Origin of the sequence: Paraburkholderia sp. BL23I1N1 (assembly GCF_003610295.1) — a bacterium.
Lineage (GTDB): Bacteria > Pseudomonadota > Gammaproteobacteria > Burkholderiales > Burkholderiaceae > Paraburkholderia.
This window is the reverse complement of record NZ_RAPV01000001.1, coordinates 2,096,460-2,115,405: the sequence shown is the minus strand read 5'-3', so window position 1 is coordinate 2,115,405 and position 18,946 is coordinate 2,096,460. Positions and strand designations below refer to the sequence as shown.

Below are 18,946 nucleotides of genomic sequence, written 5' to 3'. Positions count from 1 at the left end.
GCGCGCGTCCGAAGCCTATCGGCACTACCATAGTGGCTCCCAAAGCTTTCTCGCCTTGCCCAAGGTGAACGCCAAGCCACCCCATGACAGTGCCCGAATCCACGCTCCCCACGTTAATCAGCCCGCGCAACCGGGCACTGCCACTGCTCACGCTAACCGACCTGCGGATTCTTGAAACCCAGGCCGCGGCGGCCCTGCCTCAGCACACGCTGATGTCCCGTGCCGGCAAAGCCGCCGCGAGCTACCTGCAAGAACTGATCACCCGCGATACCTCGACCGGAAAATCGAAACATAGGGTATGGGTCGTAGCAGGCCCGGGCAACAACGGTGGCGATGCGTTGGTCATGGCCGCGGAGCTGCACCTGGCCGGCGTCGCCGTCGAGCTGTGCATGCCGCTTGAAGTCAAACCTGACGACGCCCGCTGGGCGCTCGACACGGCTCGCGCGGCGGGCGTGACCATCACCACGGCGCCGCCCGCCTCGCTGGAAAGCTACACATGGCTGGTCGACGGTATGTTCGGCATCGGCCTGACCCGCCCGTTGGAAGGCATCTTTGCCACCATCGCCCGGCAACTCTCGCAACGCACGAAAGCGAAGTCCAAACGGGGCGGCGTGCTGGCGCTCGACACGCCAAGCGGTCTCGACGGCGATACCGGCACGGTGGTCGGCGAGAGGCGGGACCCAGGCGCGGGACGAAGCGAAAACCAGAACGACGGAACAGCGGTTCACGCCACCCACACGATCACCTTCATCGGCGCGAAACCCGGGCTCTTCACCGCTCAGGGACGCGATCTCGCCGGCACGGTGATCGTGGCGCCGATCGGCATCGACAGCACTGCCCGCACTGCAGTGCAACTCAACGCGCCGGAACTGTTCGCCGCCTTCCTGCCGCCGCGCGACTTCGCCACCAACAAGGGCACCTTCGGCAGCCTCGCCGTGGTCGGCGGCGACACCGGCATGTGCGGCGCGCCGATCCTCGCCTCGCGCGCAGCGCTCTACACTGGCGCGGGTAAAGTGCACGTCGCTTTCCTCGGCGACGGCGCCCCGCCCTACGATCCGCCGCACCCCGAACTGATGCTGCACGCCATCGACGCTCTGCCGCTCGACAAGATGGACGCGCTCGCGATCGGTTGCGGCATGGGTCTGCGCGATCGCGCCACGCGTGCCATGCACGACGTGCTGCCGCTCGACGTCCCCAAGCTGTTCGACGCCGACGCGCTCAATCTGATGTCGACCGACCCATCGCTCGCGGCCGAAGTCACCGCGCGCGGCGTGCAAGGCGACCCGTGCGTGCTGACGCCGCACCCGCTCGAAGCCGCGCGCCTGCTCGGCACCGGCGCCCAGGGTGTGCAACGCGACCGCCTCGCCGCGGCGCGCGCACTGGCTGCGCGCTTTGCCGCCGTGGTTGTGCTGAAAGGCACGGGCACGGTCATCGCCGCGCCGGATGGCCGCGTCGCGATCAATCCGACCGGCAATGCCGCACTCGCGACCGGCGGCACGGGCGACGTGCTCGGCGGCATCATCGGCGCGTTTCTTGCCCAGCATCTGCCGCGCTACGAAGCCGCGCTCGCGGGCGTCTACCTGCACGGCCTCGCCGCCGACACGCTGAGCGCCCAAGGCCACGGCCCGGCGGGATTGACGGCGGGCGAACTCGCCCCGATGGTGCGGACCTTGCTAAACCGCATGTTCTATCCCGCTGCGGCCGAGTGAGCCCATCGATCCCACAGAGTGTCTGGGACGCTTCAACCGCTAGCGCCTCGCCGTCACCCGCTGTCACCTGTCACCTGTCACCTGTCACGCAACGCCGTTATACTGATTGACCGCGCCGCGCGTCAGGTCATCCCGGGTTGCAGCGAAACTTCAGCGAGCCGGTTCGATCGCAAGGCAGGCTCCCGAAGGTTCGCGGCAACCCACCGCGACCCCGGCCGCGCGGCATCGTGCGAACAGCATCCTTGCATCATCCTCGGCAGCGCTTCACGCGCGTGCCATTCTTCGTGCCCCTTCGTTAGACGGACGCTATGACGCAGAACTCGCTCCCCTCCTGGTCCTCGCTGCAGACGCATTACGAGAAGATTCACGATGCGCACATGCGCGACTGGTTCGTCCCCGAGAACGATCCCGCCCCTACCCGTGCTGAGCGCTTTGCGTTCGCGGGCGGCGGTCTCGCGGCCGATTTCTCGAAGAACCGCATCACCGACGAAACCCTGAAACTGCTGGTGCAACTCGCCCGCGAAGCCGGCGTCGAGAAACGCCGCGACGCGATGTTCGCGGGCGAAGTCGTCAACCCGACCGAAGGTCGCGCCGCGCTGCACACCGCGCTACGCGCCGTGGATCCCAAAGCGCCGTTCCATGCGCAGATCCTGGCCGAGCGCGCCAAAATGACAGCCTTCGCCGACAAGGTCCGCAGCGGCGAATGGACCGGCTATACGGGCAAGCGGATCCGCTATGTCGTGAACATCGGCATCGGCGGCTCGGACCTCGGGCCGAAGATGGTCGTGCACGCCCTGCATCATCTGGCCACGCCCGAAATCACTACGCACTTCGTGTCGAATGTGGACGGCGCGGATCTGTACAACGTGATGCAGATGGTCGATCCGGAAGAGACGCTTGCGATCATCGTCTCCAAGACTTTCACCACGCTCGAAACGATGACCAACGCGCGCTCGCTGCGCGACTGGTTCGTCGAGAAAGGCTGCCCGGAAAGCGCACTGGCGAAACACTTCGTCGGTGTGTCGGCGAACCCGGCCGAGGTGGTCAAGTTCGGTATCGCGAAAGAGAATGTGTTCGAGATGTGGGATTGGGTTGGCGGGCGTTATTCGCTGTGGTCGGCGGTGGGTCTCTCGATCATGATCGCGATCGGCCCGCAACAGTTCGGCGAACTGCTGGCCGGCGCCAACGAGATGGATCAACATTTCCGTGACGCACCGCTCGAGAAAAATCTGCCGGTGCTGCTCGGCATGATCGGCATCTGGTATCGCAACTTCTTCGGCTCGCAAAGCTATCTGGTCGCGCCGTATTCGGAAGCGCTTCATTTCCTGCCGTCGTACCTGCAACAGCTCGAGATGGAGAGCAACGGCAAGTCGGCGCGTCTGGATGGCGCAATGGTCGACTATCCGACTGCCGCCGTGACTTGGGGCGAACCGGGCACCAATGGTCAGCATGCCTTTTTTCAGATGCTGCACCAGGGTCCGACGATCGTGCCGATCGACTTCATCGCCGTGCTGACGCCCGAGCACCCGCTCGTCAGTCATCATCCGAAGCTGCTCGCGAACTGCTTCGCGCAAAGCGAAGCGTTGATGCTGGGCCGCACGCTCGAAGAAGCGAAGAAGGTTGCCGGTGCGGACAAGCCGGAACTGGCACCGCACCTGGTGTTTCCGGGCAACCGTCCGACCTCGACGCTGCTCGTCGACGCGCTCACCGCGCGTTCGCTCGGCGCATTGATCGCGCTGTACGAGCACAAGGTGCTGGTGCAGGCATCGGTATGGGACATCAATCCGTTCGATCAATGGGGTGTCGAGTTGGGCAAGATCCTTGGCAAGGTGGTCGAGGCGGATCTGACGTCGGCAAGCGTCGATGAGAAGAAGCATGACTCGTCGACATCGGCGCTGATCGCGCGAGCGCGCGCTGCCTTGAATCGATAAAGCGCTGGAGAAGTTGAAATGAAAAGCGGGCCTTGGCGGCCCGCTTTTCATTTGTAGCGGTGGTTATCGATTTCTATCGGTCTGATCAGGCAAGACGTCCTGCTTCGATCGTCACCGTGGTATCACAGCGACGCGCCAATTCGACGTCGTGCGTAACGAGTATCAACGTGGCGCCGTTCGCGCGATTCATCTCGAACATCAGATCGATCACCGCGTGACCGGTGGCTGCATCGAGACTGCCGGTCGGCTCGTCGGCGAACAGGATCGCCGGATGCGTAACAAAGGCGCGCGCAAGCGCAACCCGCTGCTGTTCGCCGCCCGACAACAGCTTCGGATAGTGCCCGGTGCGCTTGGCGAGTCCCACCTGCTCCAGCAATCCGCGCGCGCGCGCCGCAGCCTCGCGCGTGCCGATGCCGCCTTGCAGTTCGAGCGGCAAGGTGACGTTTTCGAGCGCCGTCAAATGCGGCATCAGTTGAAACGACTGGAACACGAAACCGACTGAGCCGCTGCGCAACGCGGCGCGCTCGTCTTCGTTCAGTTCGGTGAGTTCGCGGCCGAGCAGCCGAACCGAGCCCGAACTTGCGCTGTCCAATCCTGCAAGCAAGCCGAGCAGCGTAGACTTGCCCGACCCGGATGCACCGACGATCGCCACACTGCTGCCGGCGTCGATAGCAAGATCGATGTCCTCGAGAATCGTCAGTTCACCCGTTGCATCCTTAACCTTCTTGCACAAACCCCGCACTTCAATGACTGGATCAGTTTTGTTTAGCATGGTGAAGCGTAGGTTGAAAGTGCGCGCCGCGGCGCCTCGCGCGCTGGCGCTGACTACGGCATTCGGTTCGGCCGTGCTGGCCGCAACCCTGTTTTCGCTGCCCTTCCCGGCCCATGCGGCGAATGCGCCAGACCAGGCCAGGCCGGTGATCGTCGTGCTTGGCGACAGCATCTCCGCCGAATACGGCTTGCCCCGCGACACTGGCTGGGTTGCCTTGATGCGCCAGCGCCTCACCGATGAGCGAATCGATTATAGCGTCGCCAACGCAAGCATTAGCGGCGACACCACGAGCGGTGGCCGGGCTCGCTTGCCGGCGCTCCTGCAGCGGCTCAAGCCAAGTATCGTAATCGTCGAGCTCGGCGCCAACGATGCTTTGCGCGGCGTGCCGCTCTCAACCACCGAGGACAACCTGCGTACGATCATCGAGCAGGCCCAACAGGGCCACGCGAAGGTCGTACTGATCGGCATGTATGTACCACCCAACTACGGCCCCGACTACACGCAAAAGTTCCCACGGCCTGTACGGCGAACTTTCGAAGCAACTGCGCGTGCCGCTGGTGCCCTTTTTGCTGGCCGGCATCGCCGACAAACCGGACATGTTTCAGGCTGATCAGATCCATCCCACGCAGCAGGCACAGCCAGTGCTACTCAACAACGTGTGGCCGGCTGTTAAGCCACTCCTTCGTACAAGTTCGCCGCACTGAAAAGCTCGCTAACAACTTGTTTCCAGTAAATGGGGAACGCGGATCAGCAAAGTCCATCGGACACTTTCGTCATCCCGCGTAACCTGGCTCGATTCTGAGCGACTTCTGAGGAGATAACGTGAAATATTTACCGTTAATCGCTTTGACCGTGGCATTTTCTGCATGCGCCGCTCAACCGCCTGCCGGCGTCCAATCCGTTGGCCAAAGCCAGCAGCCGCCGAAGGCCGTCGCTACGTGTATCGCCCAAAAATGGGCCGATAGCTCGCAACAGCAAGTCGTGTCGCAAGACGTCATGGCTAACGATCAGGCGATGGATGTCTATGTGCCGGGTCAGCAGCCGCCCGACGGCGCAGCGGCCGTTGTGCGGCCCTCCTACACCGGCCCGGGTTCGTGGGTCGGATTCCGCGCCCATGGCGCCGCGGGGTAGCGACGCCACCAGTTCGATCAGCGCTTGCCTCTAGGCAGCTGACGGCATAACAAGCCGCGCCCTCGATCTCAAGCAAACCAGTTGACGAGAGCGTGCACGCGGCAAATAAAAAAGCCCCGCAATTGTGGGGCTTTTTGTGCCTGCGCGCTTTAGTTGCTTACGCGCTGAGGTAGGAGCTGAGACTTATTCGCCGTTCGCCTGGGCATTGCTGCTGTCGAGCGAGCCATAGAACTTCACCTTCGAACGGGCGCGCAATGCCTCGACGTACACCTCTGTTTCGGACTGAGCGTCAACTTGCGCAATCTGCTGTTGCGCGGCAGCCAAACGCTGCGGATCGATCGGAGCACCCGCAACAACCGCGTTCACGCGATAGATCGCATAGCCGTCGTCACCGAGGTCCACACCGACGTAGGCAGGTAATTTTTGTGCGTCCGCTTTGTAGATTGCACTCAATGCAGCCGGCGGCACGCCTTGCGCGTCGTTACGCGAAACCTTCAGCGGCGACGAAAAAACCCGTCGTGGCCTTCGACTTGTCGAACTCAGCCAGCTTCGCGATGCCATCCTTGTGCGCGGCCTCGTCCGACTGAACCGCGATCACCTTCTGACGTACTGCGTCCTTGACAGCGTCGAGTGCCGGCACGGCTGCAGCCTTGTAGTCGGTCACGCGCGCTGCGATCAGCGTGTTACCGCCGACGTCGATCGCTTGCGTGTTGTTGCGCGCGGCCACTGCGTCGTTCGCGAAAACAGCAGCCAGGAATTTCGCATTGTTCAGCGGGCTGTCAGGCGGCAGCTTCGGATCCGGTTGCGGCGTTATCGTGGCCGTTTGCAGTTGCAGCTTGTACTTGTCGGCGGCAGGTTGCAGGCTCTTCGCCTTCTCGTAGACGATCGACGTGAAGCCTTCCGAGTTATCGCTGAATGCCTTTCCTGCCAACTGCGTCTTCAGGTCTTTTGCGATCTGATCTTTCACTTCGTCGAACGGCTTGGTGACCGCCGGCTTCACGTCCGTCACCTTGACGATGTGATAGCCGAAGTCAGTCTGCACGATGCCGCTTACTTCGTCTTTCTTGAGGCCGAACACAGCGTCGTCGAACGCCTGGCCGCCGGCGATCATGCCGCGCCCGAAGTACCCCAGGTCGCCGCCCTTCGACGCCGAACCCGGATCCTGCGAGTTCTGCGCAGCGATCTGCGCGAACTGGTCCGGATGCGCCTTGATCTGTGCGAGCAGCTCTTCGGCTTTCTGCTTCGCCTTGGCCTTGTCAGCCGCGCTGGCATCTTTCGGTGCGGAGATCAGAATGTGGCTCGCGCGCACCTGACCGTCCGTGCGGTAATGCGCAATGTTGTCGTCGTAGTACTTTTTCAGGTCGGCGTCGCTCGGCTGCACGGTTGCAGACAGCGTTGCCGGCGACAACACCAGGTACTGGATCGTTGCCGTGGCCGGCGTGGCGAAGTCGTTGCGATGCGCGTCATAGTACGCCTGCAGTTGCGCGTCCGTGGGCTGCACCTTCGCGGCGTAGTCACGCGGATGGAACGCGATACCCTGCACTTCGCGCTGCTGTTCGGCGAGTTCGGTCAAATGCTGCGCAAGGGTCTTCGACGTGAAGGCGCTGCCTTGAATGCTGCCAGGCAACTGCTGCGTGGCGAGGCCGTAGCGCACGCGTTCGTCGTACTGATCCGGCGTCATGCCCTGCATCGCGAGCAACTGCTTGTAACGGTCGACGTCGATCGAACCGTCAGGATTCTTCAGCGACGAGATCACCGGATCGTTCAGCAGCACGCGGCGCACGGCGTCGTCTGATGCGGTTAGATGCAGACGCTGTGTTTCGTCGGCCAGCACACGCTGCTCGATCAGACCGTCGAGCATTTCGCGACGGCGCTCAGGGGTATCGAACGACTTCATGTCGAACTGCGCACCGAGCATCTGACGGGCGCGGTCGAGTTGTTGACGCATGGCGCCGTCATACTCTGTGCGCGTGATCTTGTGACCGTTGACGCTGGCGACGTTTGCACTTTCGTCAAAGAAGCCGCGGAAGCCTTGAATACCCACAAAACCCAACCCCGGCACAATGACGAGGATGAGCATGAACATCATCAGGCGTTTGTGATTGCGAAAAAAATCGAGCATGCGTGAGGAGTGCCCAAAGCAAAACGCCCGATCTTACAACAGCGGGCAATAAAAAAGGCGAACCGGAGTTCGCCTTTCGTGGATACTGGCGGAGTGGACGGGACTCGAACCCGCGACCCCCGGCGTGACAGGCCGGTATTCTAACCGACTGAACTACCACTCCTAATACTTCAACAGCGCTGAAACACGTAATCGAATCTGAAACTGGTGGGTGCTGAGAGGCTCGAACTCCCGACCTACGCCTTGTAAGGGCGCCGCTCTACCAACTGAGCTAAGCACCCGTTTCGCGATTCAGTGTGCTCCCGCTTTTGCTGCCTGATTTGCAATTCCTCAAGCAGCAAGCCCATTAGTTTAGCGCATCCTTCAGAGCTTTGCCAGGCCTAAATTTAGGGACCTTCGCTGCCTTGATCTTGATGGCCGCGCCGGTGCGCGGATTGCGTCCCGTGCGCGCGGTGCGCTTGCCCACGGCAAACGTGCCGAAACCGACCAAAGTCACCGAACCGCCTTTCTTCAACGTACCTTTGACCCCGCCGATCACCGCATCCAGTGCACGGCCTGCCGCGGCCTTCGAAATATCGGCTTGCTGTGCAATGTGATCGATCAATTCCGTTTTATTCATTCCAACCCCCGAGAATGTTTATGGCAATCGTGACGGTGCTCTGTAGCACCTGGCATCACGCGGCTGGCGGCGAACGCCGAGCCGACTCATTAGAATTGGCCGAAACCCTTGTGTCAAGCGGGGTTGAGCCTGATTCAGAAGTTCTGGATGGGGGCGTCTCGTCACCAGATATTGCAGCAAATCGATGCACACACAACCAGTCGACAACTGAGAACCAACTTTGCTCAAAAAGTGGGATTGCATGCGTTCCAGACGCGTCTTTCGATATCTCGCTGGAATCGGGATAGGGGCAGGCCTCGCGGCCCGACCCCTCCCACACCACCGTGCGTACGGGTCCGTACACGGCGGTTCGGATCGGTTAATCGACTATGGCCTTAGTGATGGAAGCCCCAGCGAGCGAAGGTAACGGTTTGACAAGGCGATGCCCAGCGCGGGACTGCAACTCAGCCGCCACGCATCGTGTGGCGAACCGACCGTCTGGGCAGCAAGGTTTCGGCTGACGCCGCGTACTGTCAGCTCCCGGAATCTTGTGCGGCCCCGTTTCCACTGCTTCCAGAAGAAGCAGCGGATGCGGCGGCGTATCCATTCATCCAGGCGTTGCAGAACGCTGGGCGTTTCGCAGAAACCGAAGTAGCCCCGCCACCCTGCCAGATAACGTTTCAGCGCGCCGATCATCTGGTCGACGCTGACCCCGCGCGTGCGTTGAGTCAGTTCCCGGACCCGATCCTTGAAGCGAGCCAGTGCCTTGGGCGCAATGCGCCGTTTGATCTGCTCCCGCCCCGAGAAGGTGAAGCCCAGAAACGTCCGCGTGTGTGGCCGTGCGACGGCGCTCTTCGCTTCATTGACCTTCAGCTTCAGCTTGCCGGTGAGGAAGGCTTTCAGCCCCGCCATCACCCGCTGGCCCGCGCGTTCGCTGCGTACATAGACGTTACAATCGTCGGCGTACCTCACGAAACGCAGCCCGCGTCGCTCAAGCTCCCGGTCAAGATCGTCGAGCATCAGATTGGATAACAACGGCGACAGGGGACCACCCTGGGGGGTGCCCTCGTCCGTCGCACCAACCAGCCCGTGCTCCATCACGCCCGCCGTCAGGAAGGAGCGAATCAGCTTCAGAACGCGTCTGTCACTAACCCGTTTTGCCACCCGACTCATCAAGATGTCGTGGCTCACGCGATCGAAGAATTTCTCCAGATCCAAATCTACAACCCATCGATACCCCGACTGGATGTAGCTTTGCGCCTGCGCCACTGCCTGATGCGCCGAGCGTCCCGGACGGAAACCGTAGCTGGAGTCCGAGAACGTCGGGTCCCACTGCCTTTGCAACACCTGCAAGACCGCCTGCTGGACGAATCGGTCAAGCGCAGAAGGGATGCCGAGCTTGCGCACGTCACCGCCATCCGGCTTGGGTATCTCGACCCGTCTCACAGGTTGAGGCTGGTATGTGCCGTTCAGCAGCGTGGCCCGTATCGACGGCCAATGCTCCCGCAGGTACGCCGGTAATGCCTGAACGGTCATCCCGTCCACGCCCGGTGCGCCCTTGTTAGCTTTCACACGCTTCAACGCCTGCTTCAGGTTCCCCCTTTCGCAGACTTCTTCCATCAGTCGGTCATATGCCGACGGGCTTTCAGACTCGGGGTTCGCCGCCATAGGTTCAGCCCCTCGATCAGCAGCCATCGGAGCTTCACCCCTGCCTCCGCTGTCGAGGACGCGATGCGTTTTCTGCTGCGCTCCCATGTCGAGTTCTCCGGCTTACTCGCCGCTCCTTTCCGTTCGGGCCTTCAGGCGTCGCCGCCCTGTTGGGTCGGAGGAGGCGCGCTGACGCGCTGGCCTCCGTCCGCCGCTCAAACTGCACGTGCCGTTTTCCGGCATGCAGCTTTCACGAAGATGCAGCATGCTGGGACGCAATTGAAGGTATCAGTTGCACAAGGTTGACCAACCCGAACTCGCCATAGAGCCGCGCCTCGGGCAAGACCTTCCAGCCCATATTGCGCCAGCGCTTGAATCGATGCGACCAGATACGCCGCACGATCCATCGGTTGAGCCGGTTGAAGATTCGCCGGACGTGGGAGCGCTTGTAGTAGTGCCCCCAGCCCCGCAGGATGGGATTGAGCCGTCCAATCAGCTCCCGCGTTCGAAGCGGCACACATCTCTTTGTAAGACGACGCACCTGATCCATGAAACGCTGGACCGATTTCTCCCGGGGGTACGCGTACAGCGCACCCGATCGGGCGCCACTGCGGATTTTGGCCGTGGGCAGCGATAACTGCCGCCCACGCTTGATCTTGTAGCCGAGAAACTCGAATCCAAACCGGACATGCACGATCCGCGTCTTCTGCGGATGGAGTTGCACACCCAGTGCGCTCAGAATCTTCGTCGCCGCCGCGATGGCTGCGCGCGCTTCTGCCTGGGATGAACAGGTGATCACCCAGTCATCCGCGTAACGGGTAAGCTGGTAGCCCTTAAGCCGCATCTCCCGATCAAACGGCGTCACGAGGATATTGCTGAGCAGCGGTGAAGCTACCCCACCTTGCGGCGTTCCACGCTCGCTCGGAAAGAGACGACCCTTGCCGAAACTACCGGCTTTAAGCATCGCCTTGATCAGGCTTAGTACCCGACCGTCAGCGATGCGCTGGGCAATGAGCGACAGAAGTTTGTCATGGTCAACTGATCCAAAGAAGTCCTTCAGATCAGCATCAACAATCCATTCCCTGCCGCCCTCGATCTCCCTCCAGATCTTGCGCAAAGCGTCGTGTGTCGATCGCCCTCGCCGATACCCGAAGTTGGCCTCGTCGAATACCGGCTCGAAGATCGGCTCCAGACGGTTGAGCAGCGCCTGCTGACATACGCGATCGTAAATCGACGGTATGCCGAGATTGCGGAACTCCCCCGGTTTGCCGACTTTCGGGATCGAGACCCGCCGGACCGGTTGCGGCTGATAGGTCCGCGCACGCAGTTCTGCCTGCAGACGGTCCAGATGCTGGTCCGCCTGTTCGGCAAAGTCTGCCACGCTGATTCCATCGACACCGCCACTACCCCGGTTGGCCCGGACTCGCTCCCAGGCGACTTCCAGATTCTTCCGTTGATAAACCTTGTCAATTAATGAGTGGACCTTCCTTGCTTCCATCGGGTTGATCCAGTCAGACAGTCTCCTCGGGCGCGGATGTACGGGTATTTCGCTCATGGAACTGATCCTCCTCCGTGTCCTTACTCACTGCCGTCCGGGTTCTTCCCAATCATCTTCGCCGGCTGCCTTCCCCGACCCACTTCTGTCGCCGATCGCTCGGTCACGTGGTTTTAGCCACGCTTCAGGTACTACTCAGCCGTCCGACTACTGACACAGCACCGCTCGCCACTTCGCTCCTCGCTTATAGGCTCACTTCCCGCGGTGCCACCCGCGGACTGTGCCAGTTCTCCTGGGGTCACACGCTGTTCTTCCGTACCGTGCCGTCCGCAAACACCTTGGTGCGGTGGGTGAATGAGAACGCCTTCGCCTCCATAGTGCAGGCTCGACCTTACCCCACCTTTGGCCGACCGGTTCGTCATCGGGGCAGCCCCCATCGACTACGGCCCGGTACTTCTCCTCATGCCCTTCGGATTCCGCCTCGCGGCGGACACCCTGCCCTCCGGAGTACTGCGAGATGATGGCTTCAGGTCCGCCTTGTCCGTTTCCGGCTTTCGCCTTCGTGCCCGGTTAGACGTCTCCATACCTTCCCACCTCTCTCCGGCCAGCGAGGCATTACCCCCGCTTTCGGATATGGCGCCCCTCATCCGGGCGCCAGAGGGACTTCAACCCTCCGGAACAACGCGCTGCCCAGCGCACAATATGCCCTCTGCTGACTCCTGCACGGTGGTCAACGGCCCTTGCGAGCCGCTCAGTCCTCATTTCAGGACGCCGTGCAGGCCTCCCGAGGTAAGCGCAACCGCCTTCCCCACACACCTGCCAGATCTACCACCCCAGCCCTTGATGGCTATGGACTTCGCAATCAATTGCTTGCTCGTCCGGCCAGGTAGGCCTCGCATCTGGTTTCTGTTCGTCAGGTCATGGCTTTGCTACACGCTTCCTTCAGACCCCGCCTCACGACGACGCCCTTGCGTTTCGCTAGTCCTTCACCACCATCAGGTTGGACAGGGGACTCACACCCCCAAGCTGTTGCGCATGCTCGGCGCACAATAAAAAACCCGCGACCGGGGCCGCGGGTTTCTATACAGCAGGCAGCTTTCGCCGCTGACTAGCTTAGTGCTTCACGTTAGTGCTTCACGACTTCCGTCGCACCGGCGTCCTTGCCAGGCTCAGCTGCTGCGACAGGCGCAGCCGGCTTCGGCTCTTCTTCCGGCAATGCCTGTGGCACACGTTCGAGCGCCAGCTCGAGCACCTTGTCGATCCACCGGACCGGCACGATTTCGATCGCGTTCTTCACATTGTCCGGAATTTCCGTCAAGTCCTTGACGTTTTCCTCCGGGATCAGCACCAGCTTGATACCACCGCGATGCGCTGCCAGCAGTTTTTCCTTCAGGCCGCCGATCGGCAGGACTTCACCACGCAACGTGATTTCGCCCGTCATCGCGACATTGGCGCGAACCGGAATACCGGTCAACACCGACACCAGCGCGGTGGTCATCGCGATACCGGCGGACGGACCGTCCTTCGGCGTCGCGCCTTCCGGCACGTGAATGTGAATGTCCTGCTTCTCGAACGCTTCGTCCTTGACACCCAGACGCCGTGAACGTGAACGGACCACCGAGCGCGCAGCTTCGACGGATTCCTTCATCACGTCGCCGAGCGAACCCGTGCGGATCACATTGCCCTTGCCCGGCATCACCGCGGCTTCGATGGTCAGCAGATCGCCGCCCACTTCCGTCCACGCAAGACCCGTGACCTGGCCAACCTGATTTTCCTTGGCGGCCAGACCGAAGTCGTACTTGCGCACGCCGAGGAAGGTGTCGATATTGCTGCCGTCGACCGTCACCGCGCCTTCCGCCTTCTTCAGCAGAAGCATCTTCACGACCTTGCGGCAGATCTTCGAAATTTCACGCTCGAGCGAACGGACGCCCGCCTTCACGCGTGTAGTAACGAATGATGTCGCGGATCGCGGTTTCCGTCACATCGACCTCGCCATCCTTGAGGCCGTTGTTCTTCTTCTGCTTGGGCAAAAGATAACGTTGCGCGATGCTGACCTTCTCGTCTTCCGTGTAACCCGAGAGACGGATCACTTCCATCCGGTCGAGCAGCGGCGGCGGAATGTTCAGCGAGTTCGACGTTGCCACGAACATCACGTCCGACAGATCGAAGTCGACTTCGACGTAGTGATCGGCGAACGTATGGTTCTGTTCCGGATCAAGCACTTCCAGCAGAGCCGACGACGGATCGCCGCGGAAATCCTGGCCCATCTTGTCGACTTCGTCGAGCAGGAAGAGCGGATTGCGCACGCCGACCTTGGTCAGGCTTTGCAGAATCTTGCCGGGCATCGAACCGATGTACGTACGACGGTGGCCGCGAATCTCGGCTTCGTCGCGCACGCCGCCGAGCGCCATACGCACGAACTTGCGGTTCGTCGCGCGAGCGATCGACTGACCCAGCGACGTCTTACCGACACCCGGAGGCCCAACGAGGCACAGAATCGGCGCTTTCACCTTGTCGACACGTTGCTGGACCGCGAGATACTCGAGAATGCGTTCCTTCACTTTCTCGAGACCAAAGTGGTCTTCGTCGAGCACGCGTTCCGCATTCGAGAGGTCGTTGTTGACCTTGCTCTTCTTGCGCCACGGCAAGCCGATCAGCGTATCGATGTAGTTGCGCACGACCGTTGCTTCAGCCGACATCGGCGACATCAGCTTGAGCTTCTTCAACTCGGAGTCGGCCTTCTTCTTGGCTTCCTTCGGCATGCGCGCGGCGGTGATGCGCTTCTCGAGTTCCTCGAGATCCGCACCTTCTTCGCCCTCGCCCAGTTCCTTCTGGATCGCCTTGACCTGTTCGTTCAGGTAGTACTCGCGCTGGCTCTTCTCCATCTGGCGCTTTACACGCCCGCGGATGCGCTTCTCAACCTGCAGGATGTCGATCTCAGCTTCGAGTTGCGCGAGCAGATGTTCGAGGCGCTCGATCACCGGGAACATCTCAAGGATGTGCTGCTTCTGGTCGAGCTTGAGCGGCAGATGCGCCGCGATCGTATCGGCCAGACGCCCTGCTTCGTCGATACCCGACAGCGACGTCAGGATTTCCGGCGGGATCTTCTTGTTCAGCTTCACATACTGGTCGAACTGCGACACGATCGCGCGGCGCAGCGCTTCAGTTTCAGCGCTGTCGGCGTGGTCGGGTTCGAGCGGCATGACTTCGCACGAAAACTGCGTTTCCTGTTCTTCGATGGAAAGCGTTTTCGCGCGCTGCAAGCCTTCGACGAGCACCTTAACGGTGCCGTCGGGCAGCTTCAGCATTTGCAGGATGTTGGCGATACACCCTACTTCGTACATGTCCTTTTCGGTCGGCTCATCTTTCGCAGCCGTTTTTTGGGCGACGAGCATGATGTGCTTGCCGCCTTCCATCGCTGCTTCGAGAGCCTTGATCGACTTCGGGCGGCCTACGAAGAGCGGAATCACCATGTGCGGGAAGACGACTACGTCACGCAGCGGGAGCAGCGGGAGCGTAATGCGTTCCGGCGGAAGGAGTTGGGTTCCTGACATTTCATTTCCCCATGAGTGGAATCAGTTCGTTCGATAGGTGAGGCCAGCAGAAAAGATTGCAAGCCTCCGCGTGTGGGAAAAGTTCAGTGACTCCGAAGGTTCAGTGACTCCATAGTTAAAACAACCATCCTGACCACACGATAAACGAAAAAAGCCGTTCACGTCGCCATGAACGGCTTTTTTTGCAGTACCCGAAAGCCGATCAGTTCGAACCCGCCACTTTGGGCGCGTCTTCGTAGATCAGCAGCGGCTTGCCGTCGCCGTCAATCACGTTGTCGTCGATGATGACCTTGCTAACGCCTTTCATTTGCGGCAGGTCATACATCACATCAAGCAACGCCTGTTCGAGGATCGAACGCAGACCCCGGGCACCCGTCTTGCGACGGATCGCCTTACGCGCAACAGCCTGCAATGCAGCCGGGCGAATTTCGAGCTCGACGCGTTCCATGTTGAACAGCTTGTGGTATTGCTTCACCAAGGCGTTCTTCGGTTCGACGAGGATCTTCATCAAGGCCACTTCATCGAGCTTGCCGAGCGTAGCCACCACCGGCAGACGGCCGATCAGCTCAGGAATCAGACCGAACTTGATCAGATCTTCCGGCTCCACTTCGCGCAGCACTTCGCCGGCGTCGCGGTCCTGCTTGCTCTTCACGCTTGCGCCGAAGCCGATACCAGTCTTCTCGGTACGGTCGACGATGACCTTCTCGAGGCCGTCGAATGCGCCACCGCAAATGAACAGAATGTTGGTGGTGTCGACCTGGATGAAGTCCTGATTCGGATGCTTACGGCCACCCTGCGGCGGAACCGATGCCATCGTGCCCTCAACCAGCTTCAACAAGGCCTGTTGGACGCCTTCGCCCGACACGTCACGGGTAATAGAAGGGTTGTCGGACTTGCGGCTGATCTTGTCGATTTCGTCGATGTAGACAATGCCGCGCTGGGCCTTGTCGACTTCGTAATTGCAGTTTTGCAGCAGCTTCTGGATGATGTTCTCGACGTCTTCGCCGACATAGCCGGCTTCCGTCAGCGTCGTTGCATCGGCAATGACGAACGGGACGTTCAGAAGGCGCGCAAGCGTCTGCGCGAGCAAGGTCTTGCCGGAACCGGTCGGGCCGATCAGCAGAATGTTGCTCTTGGACAGCTCGATCTCGTCTTTCTTGTCGAGGTGCTTGAGACGCTTGTAGTGGTTGTACACCGCAACCGCGAGAATCTTCTTCGCGCGCTCCTGACCGATCACGTACTGGTCGAGGATTTCACGGATTTCCTGCGGGCTCGGCAGATCGGACTTGGACAAGCCCGCTTCAATGCCCGCGCCTGCAGCCTCGTCACGGATGATTTCGTTGCACAGGTCAATACATTCATCACAGATGAACACCGACGGGCCTGCAATCAGCTTTTTGACTTCATGCTGGCTCTTGCCGCAGAACGAGCAATACAACAGCTTTTCGCTGTTAGAACTTTTCTTGTCCGCCATAGATGTGTGAGCCTCCGGACACTCGATTACATGATACGCCGTTTGCCCTGGCCACGCAGTTTGGGCGCGGCAGGGCTTGAGCCAAGGTGACGGCGTTTGCCGCAGGCGCTCGGACGAGTCTTGATTATTTCACAATCGATCCGATGACGGCCTCACCCCTTTTGGGGCAAGGCCCCACCAGTTCAAGGACGCTTGTGCGCCACCTGGTCAACCAGACCGTAGGCTTGCGCGTCATCGCCGGACATGAAATTGTCCCGGTCGGTGTCGCGTGCGATACGCTCGACGGGTTGGCCGGTGTGATGCGCGAGCAGATGATTCAGCCGTTCCTTCAGGTACAGGATTTCGCGCGCCTGAATTTCGATGTCCGACGCCTGGCCGCGCGCGCCGCCCAGCGGCTGGTGAATCATCACGCGTGAATTCGGCAGCGCAAAACGCTTGCCCTTTGCGCCGGCCGCCAGCAGGAATGCGCCCATGCTGGCGGCGAGGCCCATGCACAGTGTCGACACGTCCGGCTTGATGAACTGCATCGTATCGTAGATCGCCATCCCGGCCGAAACCGAACCGCCCGGGCTGTTGATGTAGAAGCTGATGTCCTTGTCCGGATTTTCGCTTTCAAGGAACAACATTTGCGCGACGACGAGGTTGGCCGTCTGGTCGTTCACTTCGCCGACCAGAAACACGATGCGTTCCTTCAGCAGACGCGAATAGATGTCATACGAGCGCTCGCCGCGGCCGCTCGTTTCCACGACGATCGGCACCAGTCCGAGCGCCTGCGCTTCGAGATCCCGCGACGACTGGGAGGTCAACGTGTCCAGCATTTGGGCGCGAAAGGTCATGCAATGGATCCTTGTCTGGAAATATTCTAAATATTAGATGCTAGACAGGTGTGGTCGACGACCCCGTATTCAAGTGCGCGATCAGTGCGAACGCCGTGTGCGGCGCTGTGTAAAACGCGCCATGCAAAACGCAACGTACTTTCACAGCACAAAAAAACGGCGTGCGAGCCGTCGCTCCGACAGCCGGCACGCCGTTGCAGCGACGCTTATGCTTGCGCCGTTGCGCTTGCCAGTTCTTCGAAGCTTACTTCCTTGTCCGTCACCTTGGCCTTGCTGAGGACGAAATCGACGACGTTGGCTTCAACGACGTACGCTTCCATTTCTGCAAGACGTTGCTGATTGGAATAATACCAGCGGACGACTTCCTTCGGGTCTTCGTAGCTTTTCGCGAATTCGTCGACTTCGGCACGAATCTGCTCCGGCTTGGCTTGCAGCTCATTGACCTTGACCAGTTCGGCCAGCACGAGGCCCAGCTTCACGCGACGCTCAGCCTGTTCCTTGAACATTTCAGCCGGGATCGGTGCGTCAGCCGCGTTCGGCACGCCACGTTGCTCGAGGTCCTGACGAGCCATGCCGACCAGACGTTCCTGATCTTGTGCGATCAGCGCGTTCGGCACGTCGAGTTCCGAGATCTTCAGGAGCGCGTCCATGACCTGGTTTTTGACGATAGCTTGCGTGCGGCGCTTCGCTTCGCGTTCGAGATTGTCTTTGATCTCAGCGCGCATCTTGACCAGATCGCCGTCTTCGATACCGAGCGACTTCGCGAATTCAGCGTCGATTTCCGGCAGGTGCGGCCACTCGATCTTCTTCATCGTGATCGTGAATTGCGCGGTCTTGCCTGCGACGTCCTTGCCGTGATAGTCAGCCGGGAAAGCCAGGTCGAATTCCTTCGCCTCGCCGACCTTCAGGCCGAGCGCCGCCTTTTCGAATTCCGGCAGCATGCGGCCTTCGCCCAGGACGAATGCGAAGTCTTCAGCGCTGCCGCCTTGGAACACTTCACCCTCGATCTTGCCCACGAAGTCGACCGTCACGCGATCGCCGTCTTTAGCCGCCGTGTCCGCGCCGCCGTCGCCGTGCTCGCCGGATTCGCCGCGAGCGTGGAAGTGCACGCGCTGTTTGCGCAGGATGTCCAGCGTACGGTCGATTTCCGCTTCGCTGATGGTGGTCGTGGTGCGTTCGATTTCAGCTGCGGCGACGTCGCCCAGCTTCACTTCCGGATACACCTCGAAGGTCGCGTCGAACGCGTAGTCGCCTTCAGTAGCGTCGGCCTTCGGCGCGAAGCTCGGCTGACCGGCAACACGCAGGTTTTCGGTGCGGCTGATGTCGAAAAATTCCTTGCCGACCTTGTCGCTCAGCACTTCGGCTTCCACCTGGCCCGAATACTGTTGCGTCACCATCTTGAGCGGCACCTTGCCCGGGCGGAAACCCGGCATGCGCACATTCTTCGCGAGTTGACGGATACGCGAATCCACTTCCTTCTGCACAGTGTCCTTCGGCAGGGAAATCGTTACGCGGCGTTCGAGCTTGCCGAGGTTCTCAACAACGTTAGCCATGGCTTCAATCGTCCTAAAATTATTCGAGCGAATCAGTTATCTTCTCCGTGCCGCTTTTCGATGCCGCGCGATGTCGCCTATGTTGCGTTCGCGCCGTTTAGCATCGATTGCGTGCCTGCGCCGC

The 18,946-nt window shown here is 60.7% G+C and carries 9 protein-coding genes, 2 tRNA genes and 4 pseudogenes; 4 read left to right on the top strand and 11 right to left on the bottom strand.

Annotated features, from left to right (window positions below):
* Positions 1-83 precede the first annotated feature (83 nt).
* Positions 84-1,709, top strand: a complete 1,626-nt coding sequence (locus tag B0G76_RS10035) for an NAD(P)H-hydrate dehydratase (protein WP_120291746.1) — start codon at positions 84-86, stop codon at positions 1,707-1,709.
* 308 nt (positions 1,710-2,017) lie between these two features.
* Complete coding sequence (gene pgi / locus B0G76_RS10030) at positions 2,018-3,640, top strand: glucose-6-phosphate isomerase (RefSeq protein WP_120291744.1); 1,623 nt, start codon at positions 2,018-2,020, stop codon at positions 3,638-3,640.
* An 85-nt stretch (positions 3,641-3,725) separates the two neighbouring features.
* On the opposite strand, the gene B0G76_RS10025 is transcribed toward pgi, so the two are convergent.
* Complete coding sequence (locus tag B0G76_RS10025; RefSeq protein WP_120291742.1) at positions 3,726-4,412, bottom strand: ABC transporter ATP-binding protein; 687 nt, start codon at positions 4,410-4,412, stop codon at positions 3,726-3,728.
* Here B0G76_RS10025 and B0G76_RS10020 point away from each other — a divergent pair.
* Positions 4,411-5,116 (top strand): annotated as a pseudogene (locus tag B0G76_RS10020) (arylesterase). The gene B0G76_RS10025 and the pseudogene B0G76_RS10020 overlap by 2 nt on opposite strands.
* A 118-nt stretch (positions 5,117-5,234) precedes the next feature.
* Positions 5,235-5,577, top strand: a pseudogene (locus B0G76_RS10015) (hypothetical protein).
* 149 nt (positions 5,578-5,726) lie between these two features.
* Here B0G76_RS10015 and B0G76_RS10010 read toward each other — a convergent pair.
* From B0G76_RS10010 to tig, 10 genes and pseudogenes are all read right to left on the bottom strand, one after another.
* Positions 5,727-7,665: pseudogene (locus B0G76_RS10010) on the bottom strand (SurA N-terminal domain-containing protein).
* 86 nt (positions 7,666-7,751) lie between these two features.
* A tRNA-Asp gene (locus tag B0G76_RS10005) sits at positions 7,752-7,828 on the bottom strand.
* A 42-nt stretch (positions 7,829-7,870) separates the two neighbouring features.
* Positions 7,871-7,946 (bottom strand) — tRNA-Val (locus tag B0G76_RS10000).
* Between the two features lie 65 nt (positions 7,947-8,011).
* Entirely contained in the window at positions 8,012-8,284 is a 273-nt protein-coding gene (locus tag B0G76_RS09995; RefSeq protein ID WP_007585907.1) for an HU family DNA-binding protein, read from the bottom strand.
* A gap of 366 nt (positions 8,285-8,650) precedes the next feature.
* The gene (gene ltrA / locus B0G76_RS09990) at positions 8,651-10,018 is read right to left on the bottom strand and encodes a group II intron reverse transcriptase/maturase (protein WP_120291740.1); all 1,368 of its coding nucleotides are present in this window, start codon (positions 10,016-10,018) and stop codon (positions 8,651-8,653) included.
* Between the two features lie 142 nt (positions 10,019-10,160).
* Entirely contained in the window at positions 10,161-11,465 is a 1,305-nt protein-coding gene (gene ltrA, locus B0G76_RS09985) for a group II intron reverse transcriptase/maturase (RefSeq protein WP_120291681.1), read from the bottom strand.
* A gap of 1,066 nt (positions 11,466-12,531) precedes the next feature.
* Positions 12,532-14,959 (bottom strand): annotated as a pseudogene (gene lon / locus B0G76_RS09980) (endopeptidase La).
* A 202-nt stretch (positions 14,960-15,161) separates the two neighbouring features.
* Complete coding sequence (gene clpX / locus B0G76_RS09975) at positions 15,162-16,433, bottom strand: ATP-dependent Clp protease ATP-binding subunit ClpX (protein ID WP_120291738.1); 1,272 nt, start codon at positions 16,431-16,433, stop codon at positions 15,162-15,164.
* 182 nt (positions 16,434-16,615) lie between these two features.
* The gene (clpP, locus tag B0G76_RS09970; RefSeq protein ID WP_007182010.1) at positions 16,616-17,269 is read right to left on the bottom strand and encodes an ATP-dependent Clp endopeptidase proteolytic subunit ClpP; all 654 of its coding nucleotides are present in this window, start codon (positions 17,267-17,269) and stop codon (positions 16,616-16,618) included.
* A 206-nt stretch (positions 17,270-17,475) separates the two neighbouring features.
* Positions 17,476-18,822: a trigger factor gene (tig, locus tag B0G76_RS09965; RefSeq protein ID WP_120291736.1), complete on the bottom strand. Its 1,347-nt coding sequence runs from the start codon at positions 18,820-18,822 to the stop codon at positions 17,476-17,478.
* Positions 18,823-18,946: the final 124 nt, after the last annotated feature.

What these genes read in the sequence shown, in the direction of transcription:
- ltrA (WP_120291681.1), bottom strand. Translation starts at nt 11,465, where the DNA reads ATGAGCGAAATACCCGTACATCCGCGCCCGAGGAGACTGTCTGACTGG.
- B0G76_RS10025 (WP_120291742.1), bottom strand. Translation starts at nt 4,412, where the DNA reads ATGCTAAACAAAACTGATCCAGTCATTGAAGTGCGGGGTTTGTGCAAG.
- tig (WP_120291736.1), bottom strand. Translation starts at nt 18,822, where the DNA reads ATGGCTAACGTTGTTGAGAACCTCGGCAAGCTCGAACGCCGCGTAACG.
- pgi (WP_120291744.1), top strand. Translation starts at nt 2,018, where the DNA reads ATGACGCAGAACTCGCTCCCCTCCTGGTCCTCGCTGCAGACGCATTAC.
- B0G76_RS09995 (WP_007585907.1), bottom strand. Translation starts at nt 8,284, where the DNA reads ATGAATAAAACGGAATTGATCGATCACATTGCACAGCAAGCCGATATT.
- ltrA (WP_120291740.1), bottom strand. Translation starts at nt 10,018, where the DNA reads ATGGGAGCGCAGCAGAAAACGCATCGCGTCCTCGACAGCGGAGGCAGG.
- clpP (WP_007182010.1), bottom strand. Translation starts at nt 17,269, where the DNA reads ATGACCTTTCGCGCCCAAATGCTGGACACGTTGACCTCCCAGTCGTCG.
- clpX (WP_120291738.1), bottom strand. Translation starts at nt 16,433, where the DNA reads ATGGCGGACAAGAAAAGTTCTAACAGCGAAAAGCTGTTGTATTGCTCG.
- B0G76_RS10035 (WP_120291746.1), top strand. Translation starts at nt 84, where the DNA reads ATGACAGTGCCCGAATCCACGCTCCCCACGTTAATCAGCCCGCGCAAC.